Raw genomic sequence first — 20,264 nt, forward strand, 5'->3', positions numbered from 1 at the left:
AGCACATGCCGTTTGCGTTGGAAACAGTTGCGGTAGATTTTTAACGACGATTCATGTACCGATAAATTGCGTAGAGGATGATGCCAGCTAGGACGATAATTCCAACCGTGGGGTTGTCACGGAAGAGCCAGCGGACAATCCGAAAAGAACTGGTACCGTGCAAGCCGCCGAGTAGAGTAGTGAAGTGAGTAAACATGGTTGCAAGACCTCCTTGAAGTTAGGAAAATAAAATATCAAAAAAGTTAAAGAAAAGTAAAGACATTTGAATGATTTAGCGTATCATGAAATCACAGAGAATAGAGGAGGGGTTACACGTGAACGTGAATTACATGCTCATCCTGGAAATCGTGGTGGTGATTAACTCGGCGCTGGCCCTTGTAACTGTCTTTCGGGAAAAACGTGATATTGCGGCGACGTGGGCCTGGATGCTGGTGTTGGTATTACTGCCAGTAGTTGGATTTATTGCCTACGCCTTCATTGGCCGAAAGTTACCGAAAGATCGCATGTTTCGTTTGCAGCGGCAGGTAGCCGTCCAACTTGAGGAACGGTTATCCCAGCAACGTGAAGAAATTGGCAATCAAGTCATGCCAGCAGATGAAATTAGCCATTCAGTTATCAATATGGTAAATATGTTTATGGAGACGGATCATGCGTTTCTGGCTCGCAAAAATCGAGTGCGGGTGATTACGGATGGTCACAACTTGTTCCATCTAATGATGGAAGACATTGAGCGCGCGCACTCAAGCATTCATATTGAATTTTACACCTTTTACAATGATCAGATTGGTAATGACATCTTGGACTTATTGGTAAAGAAGGCAAAGATGGGTGTAGAAGTGCGGGTCATTTATGATCCTTGGGGGTCCATGGGGACCTGGAAGCGATTCTTTAAACCGTTAATGGCAGCGGGTGGCCACGTGGAGCCATTCTTGGGCACTCGGTCGGCCGTTATTGACTTCCGATTAAATTTCCGTGACCATAGAAAAATTGTGACAATCGACGGACAGATTGGGTACGTCGGTGGGTTTAATATTGGTGATCAGTACCTTGGTCGCAAGGAAAAGTTTGGGTATTGGCGTGACACGCATCTGCGATTAGTTGGTTCGGGGGTCTTTTCCCTCCAAGCACGGTTCATGCTAGATTGGAATGCGACGGATCGTGATCACCCGTTCAAGGATGATCGTATTGAACACAAGTATTTCCCATTGACGAAGGTCAAAGGGGAAACCAGCTTGCAAATTGTTTCTAGCGGTCCAGACTCAGACTTACAGCAAATCAAGATGGGGTACATGCGATTGATTCAAACAGCTGAGAAGCGTTTGTGGATTCAGACCCCCTATCTGATTCCGGATGATAGTGTCTTGGACTCGTTGCGGATTGCGGCAATGGCGGGAATTGATGTTCGAATTATGATTCCAGATAAGCCGGATCACGCATTCGTATATCGAGCAACACAGTATTATGCGCGGCAATTGGCCGATGATGGTGTGAAAATCTATTACTATCATAATGGGTTTATTCATGCTAAGACGATGGTCGTTGATGGTCGGATTGCTTCCGTGGGTTCAGCCAATATGGATTACCGAAGCTTCAAACTTAATTTCGAAATCAATGCCTTTATTTATGATCCACAGGTAGCAATGCAGCTAGAGGAAATCTATGAAGCCGATATGCGTCATAGTGAGTTGATTACACCGGAAATGTTTGACGAACAGTCCCTGTACTTGAAGTTTAAGCAGACGGCGTCCCGGTTACTATCTCCGATTCTGTAGCGAAGATGTTGACCGCGTTGGGCAGGTAAACGTCTGATAAAGTGCTAAATAATTGGGTCTGATGGTATTCGGGTGTATGATGGTGGCGCTGAGATGATTAGCTTGTCTTTAGCTGGATTGAGGCCGGTGTTTCACCGGTCAGCTAAGGCGCATCGTACATCAGCAGACTAGTATGTATGTGTGAGGAAGTCCGTGAGTAGTCACGGGCTTTTTTCGTGGCTTGCTAACAATACCTGAGGATGCACCCGATAGCAATGAAAAGTTAAGACAACCAAGTTACAGGGTAATTGACGGACCGACTATTTATCTTAATGGTTGGGTACGAAGAGCGGAGGTAATGACAGACATTAGCCAGTTTTTTCGGTATAGTTGAACAACTGCTAGTGTTTTGACGTTAACTTGATAGTAGTACCTTAGCGTAAGGGACAGAATGTGTGGCTGGTCGTGAGGTGTTTAGAAAGTGCAGCGACAAGAGTTTCACGTGAAACATTAAAATCGGGTATCTTATGTCTGGAAAGATTGACACGGAGTGGTTTGATTTGTAGATTTAATGTAAGTCGGTTTAAAAAAGACCGAGAACTTGAGAAATTAATTGGAGGCTATCGTCATGAAAATCGCACACCACCGTTGGCCATTGTGGACTTTGTATAGCCTGGCCTTTATGGTGATCGCGGCATTTAGTTTTGGGGTGTTTGGCTTAGCCAACCGAACATTGATTTGGAATATGGACGGGATTACCCAACATTATCCTGTCATTTTGGAATTACACCAGTTGTTAGTGAAATCTGGATTTGCCGGATTGGCAGGCTGGTCGTGGACGATGGGGCTGGGAGCAGATAAGCTCACAACGCTGGCTTATTACGTTCTTGGGGATCCTTTTGCTTATGGCTTGGCACTGTTGCCAACGCGATGGTTAGAGACCGGTTACGGTATATTTATCATCCTACGACTCTATGCGACGGGGTTAGCCTTTCTAGCATTTGCCCGTCGATATAATTTTCGCCCAGGAAGTCGCTTGATGGGAGCTATCACCTATGCTTTTACTGGGTATTCTCTAATGGTTGGCGTTCACCACCCATTCTTCTTATTGCCCATGATTTGGTTGCCACTGTTGTTTGTCGGTATTGACCGAATCCTACGAGGCAAGGGATGGGGATTCCTAGGGTTAATAACGGGTGTGACCATCCTTAGTAACTTTTATTTTGCCTACATATTAGGGCTAGGTAGCTTAATCTATGCAGTTATTCGTTTCTTCAGTCTGCAAGGACAAGGGGCGTTGGTAGTTAAGTGGCGGCCAGTGATTGGCCGTTTCATGGCTGCAGCTGTCACTGGTGTTTTCGTTTCGGGTATCCTACTGTTACCATCGCTACTGATGATGCTGAAATCAACTCGGACCGTGTCTATTTTTGCAAATGGACTATGGTTATATCCAAATGGTTATTATTTACAGTTGGGAAATGCAATTCTAACCACTGGGAATACGCTGAGTTACTGGGCGGTATTGGGAATCAGCGGACTGACCTTTTTGGGCAGTGTGTATGTTCTAGTCCATTGGCGTGAGCATCGTTGGTTAGCAGGCACATTAGTGGCAATCGTGGTAGGCTTGGGGATCCCCGCGGTAGCGGCGTTCTTTAATGTGCTATCGACACCTTCTAATCGGTGGATTTTGTTAGCTGCCATTCCTTTTGGATTAGCGACGATGACGCTATGGGAACATTTGACGACGTTAACGCGGACAGACCAATATTGGTTAGCCGGTAGTGCAATGGCACTCTTGGCGATAATTTACCTTTGCAATGGCCTGACATTTAGCAATGCTAAGCGGGATTTGATTACTTATTGTTTACTACTGGCCTTGGTTGCTGTGATCTGGGGTGGTGCCCAGCTGACGGCGCGATGGCTAGTCAGTTTGGTTTGTATTTTGGTTGGACTGAACTTGGTAAATAACGCTTGGGGATACTATGATCCTAATGCCGGTGTTCAGGCAACCCAACAGTTACGACGGCACGATGCCACGCGGTATATTTTGGATTACTTTGATGGTGCTGATCACAGCATCAAAAAATCAGCGGACTTTTCACGGGTGAACGCTACGCGGAATTTCAACCTTTTCCGCACAGTCGGAAACAATATGACGATGAGTCACGGCTTGCAGGGGACAATGTCCTATTTTTCTGTTCAGAATGGGTACGTTGGGCAATTCAGTCGTGACTTACAAAATTCAGAGTATGCCATGAATGCACCAATAGGGCAGGCGGATAGTCGAACGTCACTGAACCAACTGTTGGGGGTTAAGCATTTATTTGCTCGAGAAGATCAGGTGGCCAACCATGTAGCCTTACCGTATGGCTATCACGCTCAGAAGAAGGTGTATCCAGAGAAATCGGTGTACGCACTCTCTAACGGTGTTGGAACGCAGATTTTAACGACCAGTCTTAACTTTCCTTTAGTGTATACGCAGCCGCAGGCGTTGTCAGCGAATGCTTGGCGTAAGCTTGATGGAGTTGATCGAGAACGTAGTTTGACGCAAGGTGCAGTGACGAATGACGCCTTTAAGGGCGTTGCTAAAGCGGCGTATACGTCACCTAAACGGACATTAGCTTATACGGTTACGCCGAATGCAATTCCGGTCATCGACAGTACTAATAAGGTGATTCAGTATCGTTTAAAGCAAGGAATTGCAGGTCAGAAGACCGGCTTAAACGATAAGCAATTGGATAATTATGGATCATCAATTAAGACACCAGAGCTGAAGGTCGATGAGAACGGTCTGTTAAATAAGCAAGAGGTTAAGACTTATGGTCCCATGGTTGATTTGAATCACCGGCAGACAGCTTTAAACAGGGTGCTGATGCAGAATCAACGGGTTCTTGAGACAACTGCTCAGGCTAATCAAAATGGTCTTCATCAGATGACGAGTGACGCTCAAGGGCAACCAATTAGTTATACGTTAACGCTAAAGCGGCCAAAACGGGCACAGGAAGCGGAGCTCTATCTAGCATTAGACGGTATTACGTCACAAAAATTGACCACTAAGCGACAATTGCAAGATCAGGATAATACCAGTATTTTGGGGGCAACGCCACGTTCTGGTCTAACTAAGTTAAATGCCTGGCGGGATGCGGTTAGCGCACCAGATTTAGGGGATTATTGGGTCACGGTTCGAACACGTAATCAATCAAAAATGTTTTCTCAGTTTGGGGTGGATAATCTTTCAGATTACGAACCAAAACATCAGGTGTTACTGAACCTAGGATATTCTAAGCAGCGACGGGAAACGATTACCGTAACTTTCAATGCGACGCGGCAGATTAACTTTAAGTCAGCTAAATTGCTCGCAATGCCGTTTGGTAAGAGCTACGATCAGCAAGTTCATGCTGCTCAGCAACGCGGGTTAAAGCACGCCAAGGTGACAGATAACCGGGTTGCTGGGGAAGTTAGTCCACAACGAACGAGTGTGCTAACAACGTCAATTCCGTACTCAGATGGTTGGCATCTGACGGTTGATGGTCGGCAAGTAAAAACGCAGGTTGTCAATGATGGCTTTGTGGGTGCTCGCTTATCGGCAGGAACGCATCAGATTCGGCTGACGTATCGAACTCCAGGATTGTTAGTGGGGGTGTTAGTTACGTTGCTGGGATTACTGACTTTAACAGTTGAGAGTAGTAGGCAATGGTTCCGTGAGCGCAAAGCGTCTCAATGATGGTTAGGAAGGGTGCTTCTCGAGTTTGAGAAGCGCTTTTTTGTGTAAAATTTGCTACACTCAATTTGTCGGAAATAGATAAAGGAGCGATGGTGATGGTAAGGTGGCTCAAGTGGCCAGTCTTTGTTGAATTAACAGAAATCTATACGGCACCGTTAAACGTGATGTGGTTCGTATTAGGAGCAGCAATTGCGCAGTACAATGTTGGTGTCGTGAACTGGACAAACGTTGGCTTGTGCCTATTAGTGGTCTTTATTTTCGATTTGGCGGTCAACGTGGCAGACAATTATTATGACTATCAACACGCACACGATAGGGAAGGGTACGCGCAACAAACGAATCCAGTTGGTCGTTTGGATTTGCCAAAACGTGGTGTCGCTCAACTTGCTTGGGGGTTATATTTACTGGCTGCGATTCCTGGCCTAATTTTGGTCTTGAGAACTGGCTGGCCGGTTGCGGTATTTGGCGCAATTGGATACGCTATTGGTATTTTTTACACGGCTGGACCGCACCCAATTAATGCAACACCATTTTCTGCGGCAGTTGTGGCCTTGGCTATTGCCTTTTTAATCCAGTTAACGTGTGTCTACGTGTCCATCTATGGTCAGCGACCCTTATCCTGGACCATTGTTGGTGTGACATTTCTGCTGTGTCTGCCACTTACACTAATCTTCTTCACGCTGCAATTAGCCAATGATACAGCTGACCGTGCTGAGGACATTGCCAATCGACGGTATACGTTGGCTTACTACACTGGAAAAAAAGGGGCCATCCGGTTGATCAAGGTGTTTTTAGCGGTGGGCAGTTTGTGGCCACTACTAAACGTCATCTTGGGATTGGCCCCAGCAATTACAGGTTGGGCAGCCATTTTACTTCCAGTGATGTGGCGCGGCATGGCACCATTCTTTCAGCTCCAAGACAAACAACGGACGTTCATGACAACGGTGAAAAGCGCTTCATTATTCTTCCTAGCCTATCCGGTATTATTTGCAATCGGAACCTGGCTTTAGGAGGAGTGTCTGATTATGGGGCACCATCGTTTAACCCGGGTTATAGTTAGTCGCTAATGTAGTCTTAAAAAGTGAGCGATGCTATCAGCAGTCGTGCTGATACCGGATAAGAAAAGCGTCGCCAGAATTAACTGGCGACGCTTTTAGACGTTCATTGGTTATCCGGCATTCAAAATCCACAGGAAGAGGACAAAGACAACGGCTAGACCATACATCATTGGTCCAACATCCTTGCCCCGTTTAGCAGCTAGCATAGTTAAAGGATATGTGATGAATCCCAAGGCAATTCCGTCTGAAATGCTGTAGGTCAGGGGCATGCCCAAGACAATCAGGAAAGCAGGCGCAGCGACTTCGAATTTTTCCCAATGGATGTTCTTCAGAGATTGAGCCATGAGTACGCCAACGATAATCAGAGCGGGGGCCGTAACTTGGTTCGTTACAACGGCCAGTAGCGGGGAGAAAAAGGCACCAAAGATGAAGAGGATACCCGTAACGATAGCAGTGAAACCAGTTCGGCCACCAACGGCGATACCCGCTGAGGATTCAACGAAGGCACCCATTGGAGAGGTTCCTAACAGTGAACCGACAACCATTGTGCTGGAGTCAGCCATCAAGGCTTTACCAATACGAGGAAGCTTATTGTTCTTAACCAGACCGGCTTGTTCAGCCAAACCAACCAACGTCCCGGTGGTATCGAAGAAGGTAACGAGCAGGAACGTTAAAACAACAACGACTAGTTGCAGGGAATTAATGCTACCCACGTGGGTTAATCCAACCATGAAAGTTGAACTGATACTAGGAATTGCGGAAACGATGTGGTGGGGCATAGGAATCAATCCAGTTGCAAGGCCTAAGACAGAGTTAGCGACCATCCCAATAAAGATAGCACCGGGCACCCGGGCACTCATGAGAATCATGGTGACAATCAAGCCAAAAATAGTCAACCAGGTACTCCCAACTTGCAAAGAACCAAGTGTGACAACCGTTGATTTATCAGCGACAATCAATCCACCCTGACTTAAACCGATAAAGGCGATAAACAACCCAATCCCGGCACTAATTGCCATCTTTAAATCACGAGGAATTGCATCAACCACCATTTCGCGAATCTTAAATGCGGTCAAAATCATGAAGAGAATTGAAGCCACAAAGACACCAGCCAGTGCGGTTTCCCAAGGAACCTTCATACCAATGACCACTGAGTAGGCGAAGAAAGCGTTGATTCCTAAACTAGCGGAGATGGCGATGGGGTAGTTAGCCAGTAAGCCCATCAGGAAACAGCCTAACGCTGAGGCGAAGGCTGTTGCTGTGAAGACGGCCCCTTGACTGATACCAGAAGCTCCTAGCACCTGGGGATTTACAAACAAAATATAGGCCATGGATACGAAAGTTGTGAGACCGGCTAACATTTCAGTCCGGAAACTGGTTCCTAATTCATCAAAATGGAAAAAGTTCGCAATGCGTTGCATAAATGATGCTCCTTAAATTAAATTATTTATGAAAACCCGAACATTTAAATGGAATGTTCGGATATAATTGCTAAATCACTACTTAAAGAGCATATCATTTTTATCAATAGAATACAATCACGAATTACAACTAAATTTATAAAACAATCGTTCGGATAAAGATAAAAGAGCCAGAGCGCTTGCTCTGACTCTTAGGAATGTTCAATTAATCCGGGTCAGCTAGTGATTTGCCACTTGTGACAGTTCGGAAACCAGCGAAAGCTTCGTCAATCGTCTGATATTCGGTAGTGCTCAGTGTCACATCTAAAGCGCCAGCGTTGGCTTCAACTTGAGCGGCTCTTTTAGCGCCAGGGATGACAACGCCAATTAGTGGGTTTTGCATGTACCAGGCTAGGACGGTCTGAGCTACCGTTGCTTGATGCGTTTTTGCAATTGGTCGAATCTTTTCAATAGCTGCTAAGGCCTGACTGTAGCGGGGGTCTTTGAAGTCGCTGATTTGGCTACGAATATCGTCGGCAGGAAAGCTAACATCATGATTATATTTACCTGTCAGCAGTCCAGAAGCGAGCGGAAAGTAGGGGACGAAGCTGATTTGATGATTCTTTAGGTAAGGTAGTAGGTCGGCTTCATGGTCTCGATGTAGGAGACTAAATTCATCTTCAACCACGTCTAGGTAGCCATCAGCATTGGCCTCCTTAACTTGGTCTAGGCTGAAGTTAGAGACCCCAATTGCCCGGATTTTCCCTTGCTCACGTAAGCGTTGCAGAGCACCAACGGCTTCTGCCTTAGGGGTTTGCTTATCAGGGAAATGAATGTAATAGATATCAAGATAATCGGTGTTGAGCCGTTTTAGACTGGCTTCGACTTGGTCAGTTAAAAACTGAGGATCATTGTTGATGACCTGCTCGCCGGATGAAAAATCTTGAGCACCTTTGGTTGCTAATGTAAAACTGTGGCGGTCGAAGGTGTGCATTGCTTGGCCGACCAACTCTTCCGAATGGCCTAAGCCATAAACGAAGGCCGTATCCAAGAGCCTAATGCCCTGATTTAAGCCGGCCTGGACTAGGTTGATACCATCCTCATCTTTGAGATCAGGAAAGAGGTTATAACCACCGACTGCATTGGTACCAAGTCCCAAGGGCGTGGTTTGAACGTCAGTCTTACCAATAGTTACCATATCATGTGTCATAGTTTACCTCCTAATAGTGATGAAACCGGATTCAATACACACTCATTATACCCAAATTGATTGGATTTCAAAATCACTTTATCCAGAAGTTCCTCAGTTGAGATGCTTTCTGGTACACTAGAAGGCAAGGGAAAAGGAGCGGATGATATGACAACTTATTTGATTGTGGGTGCAAGTGCACTGGGCCAATCCGTAGCACGTCAATTGACCCAAGCGAAGGAGTCGACCGTGCGGGTATTGCATGCAGTTGATGACACGCTACCCCAGGATTTAGCGAAACAAGTCGTTGAGCTGACAGGTGATTTAACGAAAGAAACGACTTACCTAGCTGCGTTACAGGATAATCCAATCATTTTTTCTGCGCTGGAAGGCATGGACGTTGATTTAGCCTTTGAAGCGTTGTTCGATGCGCAATATCACAATCAACTGGCATTAACGCGGTTCGTGATGTTGAGTGCCGCTGGTGTGGATCAGGAAGTGACCGGAGCCATCCAATACCCTGGTATTACTGATGTCAAAGAATATTTGAATCAGCAACGGTACGCGGCTAAATTAGTCGATGAGGCAGAATTTCCTTATACCATTCTGCGGCCGGTAACGCTGCTAGATGGTCCGGCCACGACACCCAAAATAATTCCAGAAGGATCAGCGGTACCGGCGGGGACTGTTTCACGTGAAACAGTTGCGACGGTGACAGTTGCGATTTTACAAGCGGGTGGCTACGATTATCAGTCATTAGCAATTTGCTAACGTTTCGTGAAACCTAACGAAATGTTACGTCATTATATGAATTATTTGTTAAAATGGCTGTAGTGGGGTGAATGCATTGGCATTAAATATTGATGATGAGCAGTTACAAGCAATTCGTGAGCGAATGGATGAAGCTAATCAACGTGCCCACTTTGTTATTTTTCAATCTGTTGAAAAGCAAACGGGAAAGGCCCTGCGGTTAATCACAGATATTGAAAGTTTTCGGTCGATTGAAGATCAACATCAGGAAGATTCTGATATGGCCATCATCCAAGACATTGTTCCAATTACGGATGCCTTGGCTCGTTGGGCGGTTGCTGAAAATATGGCAGCGCAACAAGGTGACGATACGGCTGTTTTAGCTGATTTGGAGTACTATACGAATGAAGTTTTGAAGGAAAACCATCAGGCAGTCAATCCACCTGATAGCACCGACGATTAGGTAGTCTAACATCTGTTAGGCTATTTTTTTATGGAGAAACTTGTAAGGCGTTTTGTAGGGCTTGTTACTAGACAACTGGTAAACTAAAGGAGGATACAGGGGAGTCATCTTTTGAGGAGGGATGAGGATGAAGCGAGCAAAATGGTTGTTTACGAGTATTGTGGTAGCCGTCGCTGTCTTAATTGTGGGGATGAGTCCGACAGGGGCACAAGCTAGGAGCACTAATCGGACCGTTACGTTCAGTCAGTTGACAAACAAGAATTCGCATCGGCTGGCTGCCATTCGGCAAGCTGCGCGGCAACAGATTCTGAAACAGAAGAAGGCCAAAGGAAGTCGAGTCAAGGCAGTTTATCAGGTGAAGCTACCGAAAAACATGGCTAAAAAAGCGACGTTGACGCCTAATGGGCTTCGGATGAACCTACTGGCTAATAGTTTTAAGGTCAAAAGGATTACGATTCCTTACGCACAGCTAAAAGGTAAAATCCTGAATAAATACTTACCCAAAGCCAATAGAACGCACCCGGTTAAGACGAATAAAATGGTTGCGTTAACCTTTGATGATGGGCCAGATCCAACGTTAACGCCACGCTTATTGAAAACGCTGAAAAAGTATCACGTTCATGCGACGTTCTTTGAAGTGGGGCAGAGCGTTAGTCGTTATCCTAAAATTTCGCGGGCGGTCTTAGCCGGTGGTAATGAATTAGGGAATCATTCTTGGAACCATCCCGACTTCGACAGCATTGGTACGTCAAAAACTTTTGATCAAATTATGCGTACGAATCGCGCTATTTATCAAGCTACTGGGACCTTACCACAGTACGTTCGACCGCCATATGGAAACATTACGGCCGCCGAGGGACGAGCCATTGAGCAACCAATTATTCGATGGTCAGTGGATTCCCGTGATTGGGCTTACTTGAATACTCAGAAGGATATTAATGAAGTTATGCGTGATACTCGTGGTGGCGACATTGTACTGATGCATGATATTCATGCACAGTCCGTTGCGGCCGTACCGACGATTATTAAGCGGTTAAAGGCTAAGGGATATCACTTGGTGACTGTCAGTCAGTTGTTGAATAGCCAAGCACTACCAGGGTTACAATACTTTGGTGCCCACGATTATCGTCGTGCTGGTAAATAAAAGCAGATAAAAACGATGAGCTTTTCGGTCACAACCGTAAGTTCATCGTTTTTTTGGACTAGCTTAGATACTTTTGAACAAGCTGCTGATAAACATGTTGAACGTGAATGAATAGATCGAGGTCTACGGATTCGTTGAGTGCGTGAGCGTCGGACCACTGACCGGCACCATAAACGATAACTGGAAATTGGTTGGCCGATTTGGTGAATTCGGAGGCATCGGTGGCGCCGTGGATGACCTGAAGCTTAATTGGTTGTGCAAATTCAGCGTCGGCAATTTGTTTCGTCAATTGAACGAGGGGAGAATCTTGCGCACTGATGATCGGTTTAAAGCTATAGTCGACATGTAACTTCAGGTCTTCTTCTTTTTCCTGATTGAGATGGTCGACGATGGCATTTAACCGTTTAATAACGGCGGCATTATCAAATTCCGGAATTGGACGAATATTTCCTTGAATTTCGGCTTTGGCCGGGATGCTGTTAACTTGTTCACCACCATTGAAGACGGTGACACTGTGGACCAGTGGTCCGAGCTCTGGGCTAGTAGGTACGTCATCGAATGCGGTCGCCTCAGCCGTCACATATTTAACCAGGTTAGTGATGGCATTGATACCCTTCTCTGGCATGGAACTATGTACACCCACCCCATGCGAATAAACGTGATAGTTCAGAGAATCGTTATGAGCGTAGACCAGATTGCCACCAGTGGGTTCACCGATAACCATTGCGCTGAGGTCATCAGCGTAGCCTTGTTCGGTTAGCATCCGCGACCCCATAGCGCCGTTTTCTTCACCAACGGTACCAATGAAACGTAGCCGGCCGTTTAAGGGGACCTTTTGATCAGCTAAATTAATCAGAGTGATAACCATTGCGGCTAGACCGCTCTTCATATCGGCTGCACCACGGCCGTATAGTTGATTATCGGCAATGTGTGCTGCAAATGGATCGAAATTCCAGTCAGCTAGATCGCCAGTTGCGACGGTGTCTAAGTGCCCAGCTAGCGCGAAGACCGTCTTGCTATCCGGGTTACCAATTTCGGCTACGATGTTGTCGCGGCCATCCGTGTAAGGGATAATTTTAGCAGAGATATTGTGTTTGGCTAAGAGTTGCTTGATATAAGCGGCAACTTCACCTTCGTTGCCGTTGACAGAATTAATTTGTACAAGATGTTGTAGAATTTGAATTTTTTCGCTATCTTCCATAAAATATTAGCCCACTTTCTCATCGTTTTTTAATGTTAAGTCCTAGTTTATCACGGTTTGCGTTGTATGGCTGAACTAATTTGTAAAGTCCGTGTAAAGGAGACGAACATCAGTTCGCTTTTGGTTAAAGATATGCTAAACTATAATCAATAGCAAAGTGTCCAAGGAGGTTGCTGATGAGTTTACAATTTATTTTAGGGAGTGCGGGATTGGATCACCGCGAGCCGATGGTGACCACCTTGGCTCAACAGTTAACGACGCACCCAGAAGAATCCTATTATTATTTAGTGCCTAACCATATCAAGTTTGAGACTGAAGTGGATGTTTTAACGGCTTTGAAACAGCGGATAGCTCCCAAGCAACGCTTATTTGCACAGACGCAAGTACAAGTGTTTTCGTTTACTCGGTTGGCTTGGTTCTTCATGAAGAACGAGCCGGTCTATCAGTTACCACGTATCTCCACAGCGGGGCTGAACATGTTGATTTATCAAATTATTCAAGAACATGCAGAAGACTTAACTATTTTTCGCGGAGAAGTCGACCGGCCAGGATTCATCAGCCAACTGACCACCCAATTATCCGAATTTAAAGTTGGTCAGGTAACGGCTGCTGATTTAATGAGCGCCATCGGTCAGCTTCCAACTAAGAATGCAGATTTACAGGCCAAGTTGCATGATTTAATGGTGATTTACGAATCCTTTGAAGCAAAGATGCTCGGCAAGTATGTTGAAAATACAGATCTGCTGAATCAATTGGCAGACTACTTAGAAACGAAAATTGATTTAAGCCATGCACATTTTTACTTAGAAGGATTTTCACAGTTAAGTGCGCAAGAGCGTCGGTTGGCAGCCGTTCTAATTCAGCGGTCAGCCAGTGTTACCGTAGCCCTGAACTTAAATAAGGGTTACCCACAGGGCTTACCAGATACGACGGCGCTCTTTTTTCAATCTGCAAAGCTTTATCACCAGCTGTACACGGTAGCGCAGACCAATCACGTACCAGTACTGGTCGATGAACGCGCTAAAGTGTCGCGGGTCTCAGCTGATTTAGGTGCATTAGATGCATATTGGCAGGCTAGTAGTACCCTGTCGCCGATACCTGATAAACCGACAACTCAGCCAACCGATATCCAAATCGTACAGGCAGATAATCGCTACGTTGAGGTGTCTCGAGTAGCAACTCAGATTCGGCAGTTGGTGGCAACTGGGAAATATCGCTATCAGGATTTCTTAGTGCTCGCCCGGCACTTAGATACATATCAGACGGTGATTGATCCAATTTTTCGTGCACAAGAAATTCCGTACTTTGATGATGCTGATGTTCAGATGGCAGATCATCCCTTTGTGGAGTTAATTAATGCTTTGTTTGATGTTCAACGGCGCAACTATCGGTATGCGGACGTATTCCGGGTTTTAAAATCAGAACTCCTGCTACCCAAAGATGATGCGGGTGAACCTATGTCACTGACAAATTATCGTCAGGCGTTGGCGCTTACGGAAAACATGGTCTTGAAGAATGGTTATGAGGGCCAACATCGATGGACACAAGAAAAAGACTGGGTATTTCACCGATTTGCTAGTGGGGACATGGGTGTCCAAACAACGCAGGATGACCGGGTAACGAAACAAGTTAATCAGATTCGTCATTTTGTTAAACAGACCTTACCGCCATTTTTTGCCCGTCTAAAGGTCGCGAAAACTTATACAGATGCAGCGGCAATTCTGTATCAATTCTTGGATGGTGCTGGCGTGAGCCAACGTTTAATGACTTGGCGAGATCAGGCGATTGAAGCAGGTGACTTAGTTCGGGCCGGTCAACCAGAGCAAACGTGGGCGACTTTCTGTCAGATGTTAGATGAATGTCACAGTATTATTGGCGATTTGGCCTTCAGTCAAACAGACTTTCAAACTTTGTTACAGGCGGGATTTGTTGGCGCTAAGTTTAGTCAGATTCCTTCAACGTTAGACCAAGTGACCATTTCAGAAAGTGGAATTGTTCAAGCAAATAATCGAAAAGTCACTTTTCTGATGGGAGCTACTGCCGATGCCATGCCGGATAATCAAGTTCCAACAACACTGTTGGCTGATAACGATCGTCAGGATTTAAGTACACAATTGCAATCTGTTGATGAGACGAGTTACCTACGAGATGATGCGGCTACACAATTAGCAGGTGAGCCATATCTTAACTACCTGGCCTTTCTGAGTGGCAGTGAGCAATTAATTTTTAGTTACCCCGTGAATAGCGATGGTGATCGGAATGGGTTGGAAATTTCCCCCTACGTGGCACGCATTAAGGACTACTTCAACTTGCCGATTATCAAGGCGCAGGCAGCACCTAGTGCAGATGAAACGGCAATTTTACCGTTTGTGGGGACACGACGAAGTACACTTCGTCATTTGGTTCAAGCGAGTCGGGACAGTCAACTACGTGAGGAGCCCTTATCCAAACAGTGGTTGTATGTGTTACGGCTACTTAGAGCAGACCGAAACTATGGGGATCTTACGACAAAACTGCTAGGTAGTTTAAGCTATCGCAATGTGCCAATGCAATTGACTCCTGATATTGTGACCCACTTATATGGACAGAAAATTAGTACATCGATTTCTAAGTTGGAGGAATACTACGCTAACCCATACGCCTACTTCCTTAAATACGGGCTAAAATTACAGGAGAGAGATGTTTTTGAACTTTCACCAGCAAGTACCGGGGAATTCTTCCATGCGACCTTAGACGGACTAATGAAGCTAGTTAAACAGCAGCATTTAGACTTGGCCAGTTTGGACACGCAACAGCTACACGAGTTGACTGATGAAGTCATCGCTAAGGTATTAGATACTTCAGAAAATCCGCAGTTTGCCATCTTAGAGAGCTCCCACCGCATGGGCTATATCCGTCAGCAGCTGATAAAGACGATGCGTCAGATGGCGCGAACCCTTCATGAGCAAAGCACGCGCACCAAGTTACGGCCGCGACGAACGGAAGTGCAGTTTGGACTAGGGGATGAGCGTGGGCTAAAGCCACTATCATTTGACTTGGGTAAACGGCGTCAAGTGTCGGTTCGTGGGCGGATTGACCGGTTGGATGCCTTGGAAGTTAATGACAAGACATTCTTGGGAATTGTAGATTATAAGAGTTCTGAGCATAAATTTAGCTATCAGGATGCCTACTATGGGCAAGCTATGCAAATGTTGACGTACCTAGATGCTGTCAAAAAGAATATGCCAGATTTACTGGATGATGATGAACAAGCGGCCGAACTAGCGGGTGCTGTTTACTTGCACTTACAAAATCCAGTTCTAAAAGCGGCTGATGTTTTAGGTGAGGATCCCTTAGTAGCGTTGTTAAAAGAGGAACGTTATCAGGGACTATTGCTAGATGATCCCGACCTTTTAACGAATATTGATACGTTGTTTAGTGAGCCAGATTATACTGGGAGTTCGCTTTTATTCCAAGGATTACGACGGAAGAAGGATGGGGGCATCACATCATATGGTAAGATGCTCGTTAATCCGACTGAATTAGACCTTTTACTTGGTCATACCGAACGTTTGATTAAACGCGCTGCTAATCAGATTTTTGATGGTCACGTTGATTTGGCACCATTTCGGGAGCAGAATCGAACCGCCTTACAGTTTTCACCGTATAAGTCGATCATGCAATTTGATCCTTTGTTAAAGGAAAATAATTACCGTGAGTTGACCGCTCTGAAAAAGGACGAGGTTATTGCTCGGATCAAAGAAGAACAAGAACAGGAGGACCCAGATGAGCGCAAAATTTAATTTCACTCCCAGTCAGGATCAGGCAATTCACCAGACTGGGAACAATTTACTCGTATCAGCCTCTGCGGGTTCTGGTAAAACGCGGGTGCTGGTTCAACGTGTTATTGAGCGACTAAAGTCAGGCACGGGTATTGATGAAATCTTAATCGTGACCTTTACTAAAGCTGCAGCTGCTGAAATGCGGGATCGTATTCAGACGGCATTGCGGCAAGAGCTGGCTGCTAATCAAGGTAGCGCTGAACAACAGCAGTTCTACTTGCGGCAGTTAAATCAGTTACCAGTAGCGGACATTAGTACGTTGGATGCATTTTGTTTGCGAATTCTGCAGCATTATTACTATGTAATCGATCAAGACCCAGTCTTTCGGTTATTAGCGGATGAAACAGAGAATGCACTGATGCGCGATGAAGTTTGGTCGGACCTACGTGAACAGTTATATGCGGACGATGAAGCCGGACTGTTTGCACGGTTAACGGAGAACTTTTCTGGAGATCGTAACGATGATGGGCTTGCGGAGCTGGTGCAACAAACCTATACGTTTGCCAATGCGACCCCGCATCCCGATGCTTGGTTGGCTAATTTAGCCACACCATATCAGTTAGATAGTGATCAGCTGACGGGGACGACCTTTTACCGTGAACATTTGCAGCCCCTGTTTATGGAACAGTTGAAGCAGATTCAGGCGGATCTGACGAGTGCTTATCAGCTGGCTAATCAAGCAAGTTTATCTAAGCAAGTGGAGCATTTAACAACTGTTTTAGGCAGCATGCAAGAGGTAGTTGAGTTAGCCAGTGATGGCAGTTGGAACGCGTTGCGAGCAGCCATTCAGAACTTCCCATGGGGGCGTATCCCTAGTATTCGCAAAGCAAATGAAGATTATCCCATTTATAACGAACTTAAGACGACTTACTATGATCCAGCGAAAAAGCAATTAGAGACATTAAAGAGGACGTATTTAATTCAGGATGAAGTGCAAGCTACGTCGACCATTGCGGCTTCAGGAGAATTGGTTGCTGAGCTTGGTAAGGTTGTTACAAAGTTTCGGCAGGTCTATCGTCAAGAGAAACAGCGACGCCACGTTTTAGATTTTGCGGACATTGAGCATGCGGCCTTGGAAATTTTGACGCAGGATACCGGGCAATCACACCAGGTAGCGCAACAATTACAAGACCAATATGCTGAAATTATGGTCGATGAGTACCAAGATACGAACAGTTTGCAAGAGGCTATTTTAACAGCGATTGCTCAGCCGGCCCCCGCTGGCAACCTCTTTATGGTGGGCGACGTTAAGCAATCAATTTATCGATTCCGGCAAGCAGACCCCACTTTATTTATGGGAAAGACGGATCGGTATCAGGCAGACAGCCAGGCTGGTGATTTGATTGTCTTGGCTGAAAACTTTCGTTCAATGAAAAACGTGGATGATTTTACCAATTTGATTTTTAAACAACTGATGGATCGCGAGCTGGGAGAAATTGCCTATACGGGTTCTGCCCAATTGAAATTTGGGGCAACGTATTATCCTGAAAAAGTTGAAAGTACTGCTGAACTGTTGGTCTACCTGACCGAAGGGAATGATGATTCTCAAAGTAGTGATGGAGAAGCCATGGATGCTACTTTCCAGGTGGATAATAAACATCAGGGTGAAGTACTACTGGTTGGAAAGAAGATTCAGCAATTAGTTGCGGACAAGACGCCTATCTACGACCGTGATGCCAAGCAAGTACGACCGATGGCGTACAAGGATATTACGTTGCTGACGCCGACGCGGACTAATAACTTGATTATTACTGACGAGTTGCGCCGGTTGGGTATTCCGGTAGTGGTTAATGATGCTCAGAACTACTTTAAAACGACGGAAATTCAAATCATGATGGCTTTACTACGAGTAATTGATAATCCGTATCAGGATATTCCTTTGGCTGCCGTTTTGAGGTCGCCAATTGTGGGCTTGAATGAAAATGAATTGGCGTTGCTACGAATTAATCAGCGAACAGGAGATTATTTCCAAGCTGTTCAGTATTTCCAGCAGACCTTTGCAGCGGGGAGTGCCAGTGATTTCCAGGAGACAGTTTATGATAAGGTCAGTCATTTCTTGGAACAGTTACAAACTTTTCGTGATATTGCTCAGCAAAATGAACTGGTGACATTGATTTGGCGAATCTATCAGGAGACTGGTTTCTTAGATTATGTTGGTGGGATGCCAGCAGGTGAACAGCGGCAGGCCAACTTGCACGCTTTGTATGAACGAGCACAGAGCTATGAGAAGAGTAGCTTTAAAGGTCTTTTTCAATTTGTGCGGTTTGTGGAAAAGTTACAAGAACGAGATGCTGATTTGGCTGGCGCGCCTGTACAATCAGCAGAAGATGCCGTGTCAGTGATGACGATTCATGGGAGTAAAGGGCTTGAATTTCCTGTGGTGTTTATCATGGATGCTTCTCGCCAGTTCAATCGGCAAGATCAGCAGGGAAATTATGTGATGAGTGGAAAGTCGGGAATTGGTATCGACTATTTGAATCCAGAGAGTCGAATCAAGGCGCCCAGCCTACAAAAGTTGGTTACAGCGCAAGCTATTTCACGGGCCAGTCTAGCTGAGGAAATGCGGAAACTTTACGTGGCGTTGACTCGGGCCGAGTCTCGTATTTACATTGTGGGTTCCCATAAGAGTAAGGCTGAGGCTATTTCGGCCTGGGAACAAGCGTATCAAAGCCCGAACTTGGTTTTAAACGCTACTTTACGTGAGAAGAACAACTTGGCTAATTATTTAGACTGGATTGGCATGTGTCTAGTGCGTGATCCACAGTTCGATGAGACTTTACGCCAGGGATCAACGACTTTCAGCGGCTTAGCTGGTGATCCGGCTAAGTTCAAAGTACACTTTGCCACAGCAGCCGATATTGAGCCGGCACAGCAGGTTAATGAAGTGGCAGTTGATTGGTTGGCAAAGACTGCTAAGACGGCCGAGACCGTTGCTGATACAGTTGATAGCACACAAATTAAGCAGATTATGGATTTTCAATACCCACATCAAGCAGCCACAGTAACGACAGCATATCAATCGGTGTCCGAAGCTAAGCGGCTATTTGAAGATCCCGATAATACCTCAATTGGTGAATATCAGCCTGACGAGCATGGCCAAGCGGGGCATCGGTTCGTTACCCACGACTTTGCACGACCGAACTTTTTACAGACTGTGCGAGAACCTTTGCCAACTGAGATTGGGACGGCAACTCACCTGGTGTTACAGCAGATATCCGTGACAACGGAACCAACTACTGATAGCGTTCAGACAGTTATTGATGGACTGGTTACAGATGGTATTTTGACTAGTGAAATGGCTGATCGGATACAAGTTACCGCAATTTTACAATTCTTCCAAAGTGACCTAGGTCAACAAATCTTGACGAACCCAGAAGATTTGCGGCGTGAAGTACCATTTTCATTATTGATGCCGGCTCAGAGCCTCTTCAAGGATTTTCAGGAAGCTGATTCCCAAGTGTTAGTCCACGGGATTGTGGATGGTTACTTAAAGACATCAGAAGGAATTATTCTGTTTGATTACAAAACGGATCACGTTAATTCGCGAAATTTAGCACAGAGTGAGGCCAAATTGATCGACCGGTATGGTGGTCAGGTTAATCTGTACGCTGAGGCGTTACAGCAGATGACACAACAGCCAATTATTGCCCAGTATTTATATTTGCTTGCTGCTGGCCAATTGGTTGCGGTACCTAAGCAAGAGCTTCAAAAATAGTGATGATACAAAAATGAGGTTATACCGTTTAGAACGATACAACCTCAT

General features: G+C 45.5%; 12 protein-coding genes. 8 read left to right on the forward strand and 4 right to left on the reverse strand.

All coding sequences use genetic code 11. From position 1 onward, the window contains the following. Window positions 1-40: 40 nt before the first annotated feature. Complete coding sequence (locus AB3Y94_RS08490) at window positions 41-196, reverse strand: hypothetical protein (protein WP_367295843.1); 156 nt, start codon at window positions 194-196, stop codon at window positions 41-43. Window positions 197-329: 133 nt separating this feature from the next. On the opposite strand from AB3Y94_RS08490, the gene cls reads away from it, so the two are divergent. The 3 genes from cls (at window position 330) to AB3Y94_RS08505 (ending at window position 6,485) form a co-directional block, all read left to right on the forward strand. Then, window positions 330-1,772, forward strand: a complete 1,443-nt coding sequence (cls, locus tag AB3Y94_RS08495; protein ID WP_367296500.1) for a cardiolipin synthase — start codon at window positions 330-332, stop codon at window positions 1,770-1,772. Window positions 1,773-2,379: 607 nt separating this feature from the next. Beyond that, window positions 2,380-5,475 (forward strand): YfhO family protein, encoded by a 3,096-nt coding sequence (locus AB3Y94_RS08500; RefSeq protein WP_367295844.1) that lies wholly within the window; start codon window positions 2,380-2,382, stop codon window positions 5,473-5,475. 92 nt (window positions 5,476-5,567) lie between these two features. After that, window positions 5,568-6,485, forward strand: a complete 918-nt coding sequence (locus tag AB3Y94_RS08505; protein WP_367296501.1) for a prenyltransferase — start codon at window positions 5,568-5,570, stop codon at window positions 6,483-6,485. 158 nt (window positions 6,486-6,643) lie between these two features. Here AB3Y94_RS08505 and AB3Y94_RS08510 read toward each other — a convergent pair whose 3' ends face one another. Together AB3Y94_RS08510 and AB3Y94_RS08515 are read right to left on the reverse strand one after the other, a co-directional pair. Then, window positions 6,644-7,954, reverse strand: coding sequence for an NCS2 family permease (locus AB3Y94_RS08510; protein WP_125693174.1), 1,311 nt, complete (start codon window positions 7,952-7,954; stop codon window positions 6,644-6,646). 205 nt (window positions 7,955-8,159) lie between these two features. Continuing rightward, the gene (locus AB3Y94_RS08515; RefSeq protein ID WP_367295845.1) at window positions 8,160-9,143 is read right to left on the reverse strand and encodes an aldo/keto reductase; all 984 of its coding nucleotides are present in this window, start codon (window positions 9,141-9,143) and stop codon (window positions 8,160-8,162) included. A gap of 147 nt (window positions 9,144-9,290) precedes the next feature. On the opposite strand from AB3Y94_RS08515, the gene AB3Y94_RS08520 reads away from it, so the two are divergent. The 3 genes from AB3Y94_RS08520 (at window position 9,291) to AB3Y94_RS08530 (ending at window position 11,479) form a co-directional block, all read left to right on the forward strand. After that, the gene (locus AB3Y94_RS08520; protein WP_367295846.1) at window positions 9,291-9,893 is read left to right on the forward strand and encodes an NAD(P)-binding oxidoreductase; all 603 of its coding nucleotides are present in this window, start codon (window positions 9,291-9,293) and stop codon (window positions 9,891-9,893) included. A 67-nt stretch (window positions 9,894-9,960) separates the two neighbouring features. Continuing rightward, on the forward strand, window positions 9,961-10,335 hold the full coding sequence (locus AB3Y94_RS08525) for a hypothetical protein (protein WP_367295847.1): 375 nt from the start codon (window positions 9,961-9,963) through the stop codon (window positions 10,333-10,335). 127 nt (window positions 10,336-10,462) lie between these two features. Continuing rightward, window positions 10,463-11,479 carry a polysaccharide deacetylase family protein gene (locus AB3Y94_RS08530; RefSeq protein ID WP_367295848.1) on the forward strand — a complete coding sequence of 339 codons (1,017 nt, stop codon included), beginning with the start codon at window positions 10,463-10,465 and terminating at the stop codon, window positions 11,477-11,479. A 58-nt stretch (window positions 11,480-11,537) separates the two neighbouring features. Here the strand turns inward: AB3Y94_RS08530 and AB3Y94_RS08535 are convergent, their stop codons facing one another. Continuing rightward, window positions 11,538-12,680, reverse strand: coding sequence for an ArgE/DapE family deacylase (locus AB3Y94_RS08535; protein ID WP_367295849.1), 1,143 nt, complete (start codon window positions 12,678-12,680; stop codon window positions 11,538-11,540). 176 nt (window positions 12,681-12,856) lie between these two features. On the opposite strand from AB3Y94_RS08535, the gene AB3Y94_RS08540 reads away from it, so the two are divergent. Continuing rightward, on the forward strand, window positions 12,857-16,462 hold the full coding sequence (locus AB3Y94_RS08540; protein ID WP_367295850.1) for a PD-(D/E)XK nuclease family protein: 3,606 nt from the start codon (window positions 12,857-12,859) through the stop codon (window positions 16,460-16,462). Continuing rightward, a complete protein-coding gene (gene addA / locus AB3Y94_RS08545) occupies window positions 16,446-20,216 on the forward strand; it encodes a helicase-exonuclease AddAB subunit AddA (RefSeq protein WP_367295851.1) in 3,771 nt (1,256 codons plus the stop codon). Before AB3Y94_RS08540 ends, addA begins: the two co-directional genes overlap by 17 nt. The last annotated feature ends 48 nt before the right edge of the window (window positions 20,217-20,264 follow it).

This window comes from Levilactobacillus yonginensis (genome assembly GCF_964065165.1).
GTDB lineage: Bacteria > Bacillota > Bacilli > Lactobacillales > Lactobacillaceae > Levilactobacillus > Levilactobacillus yonginensis_A.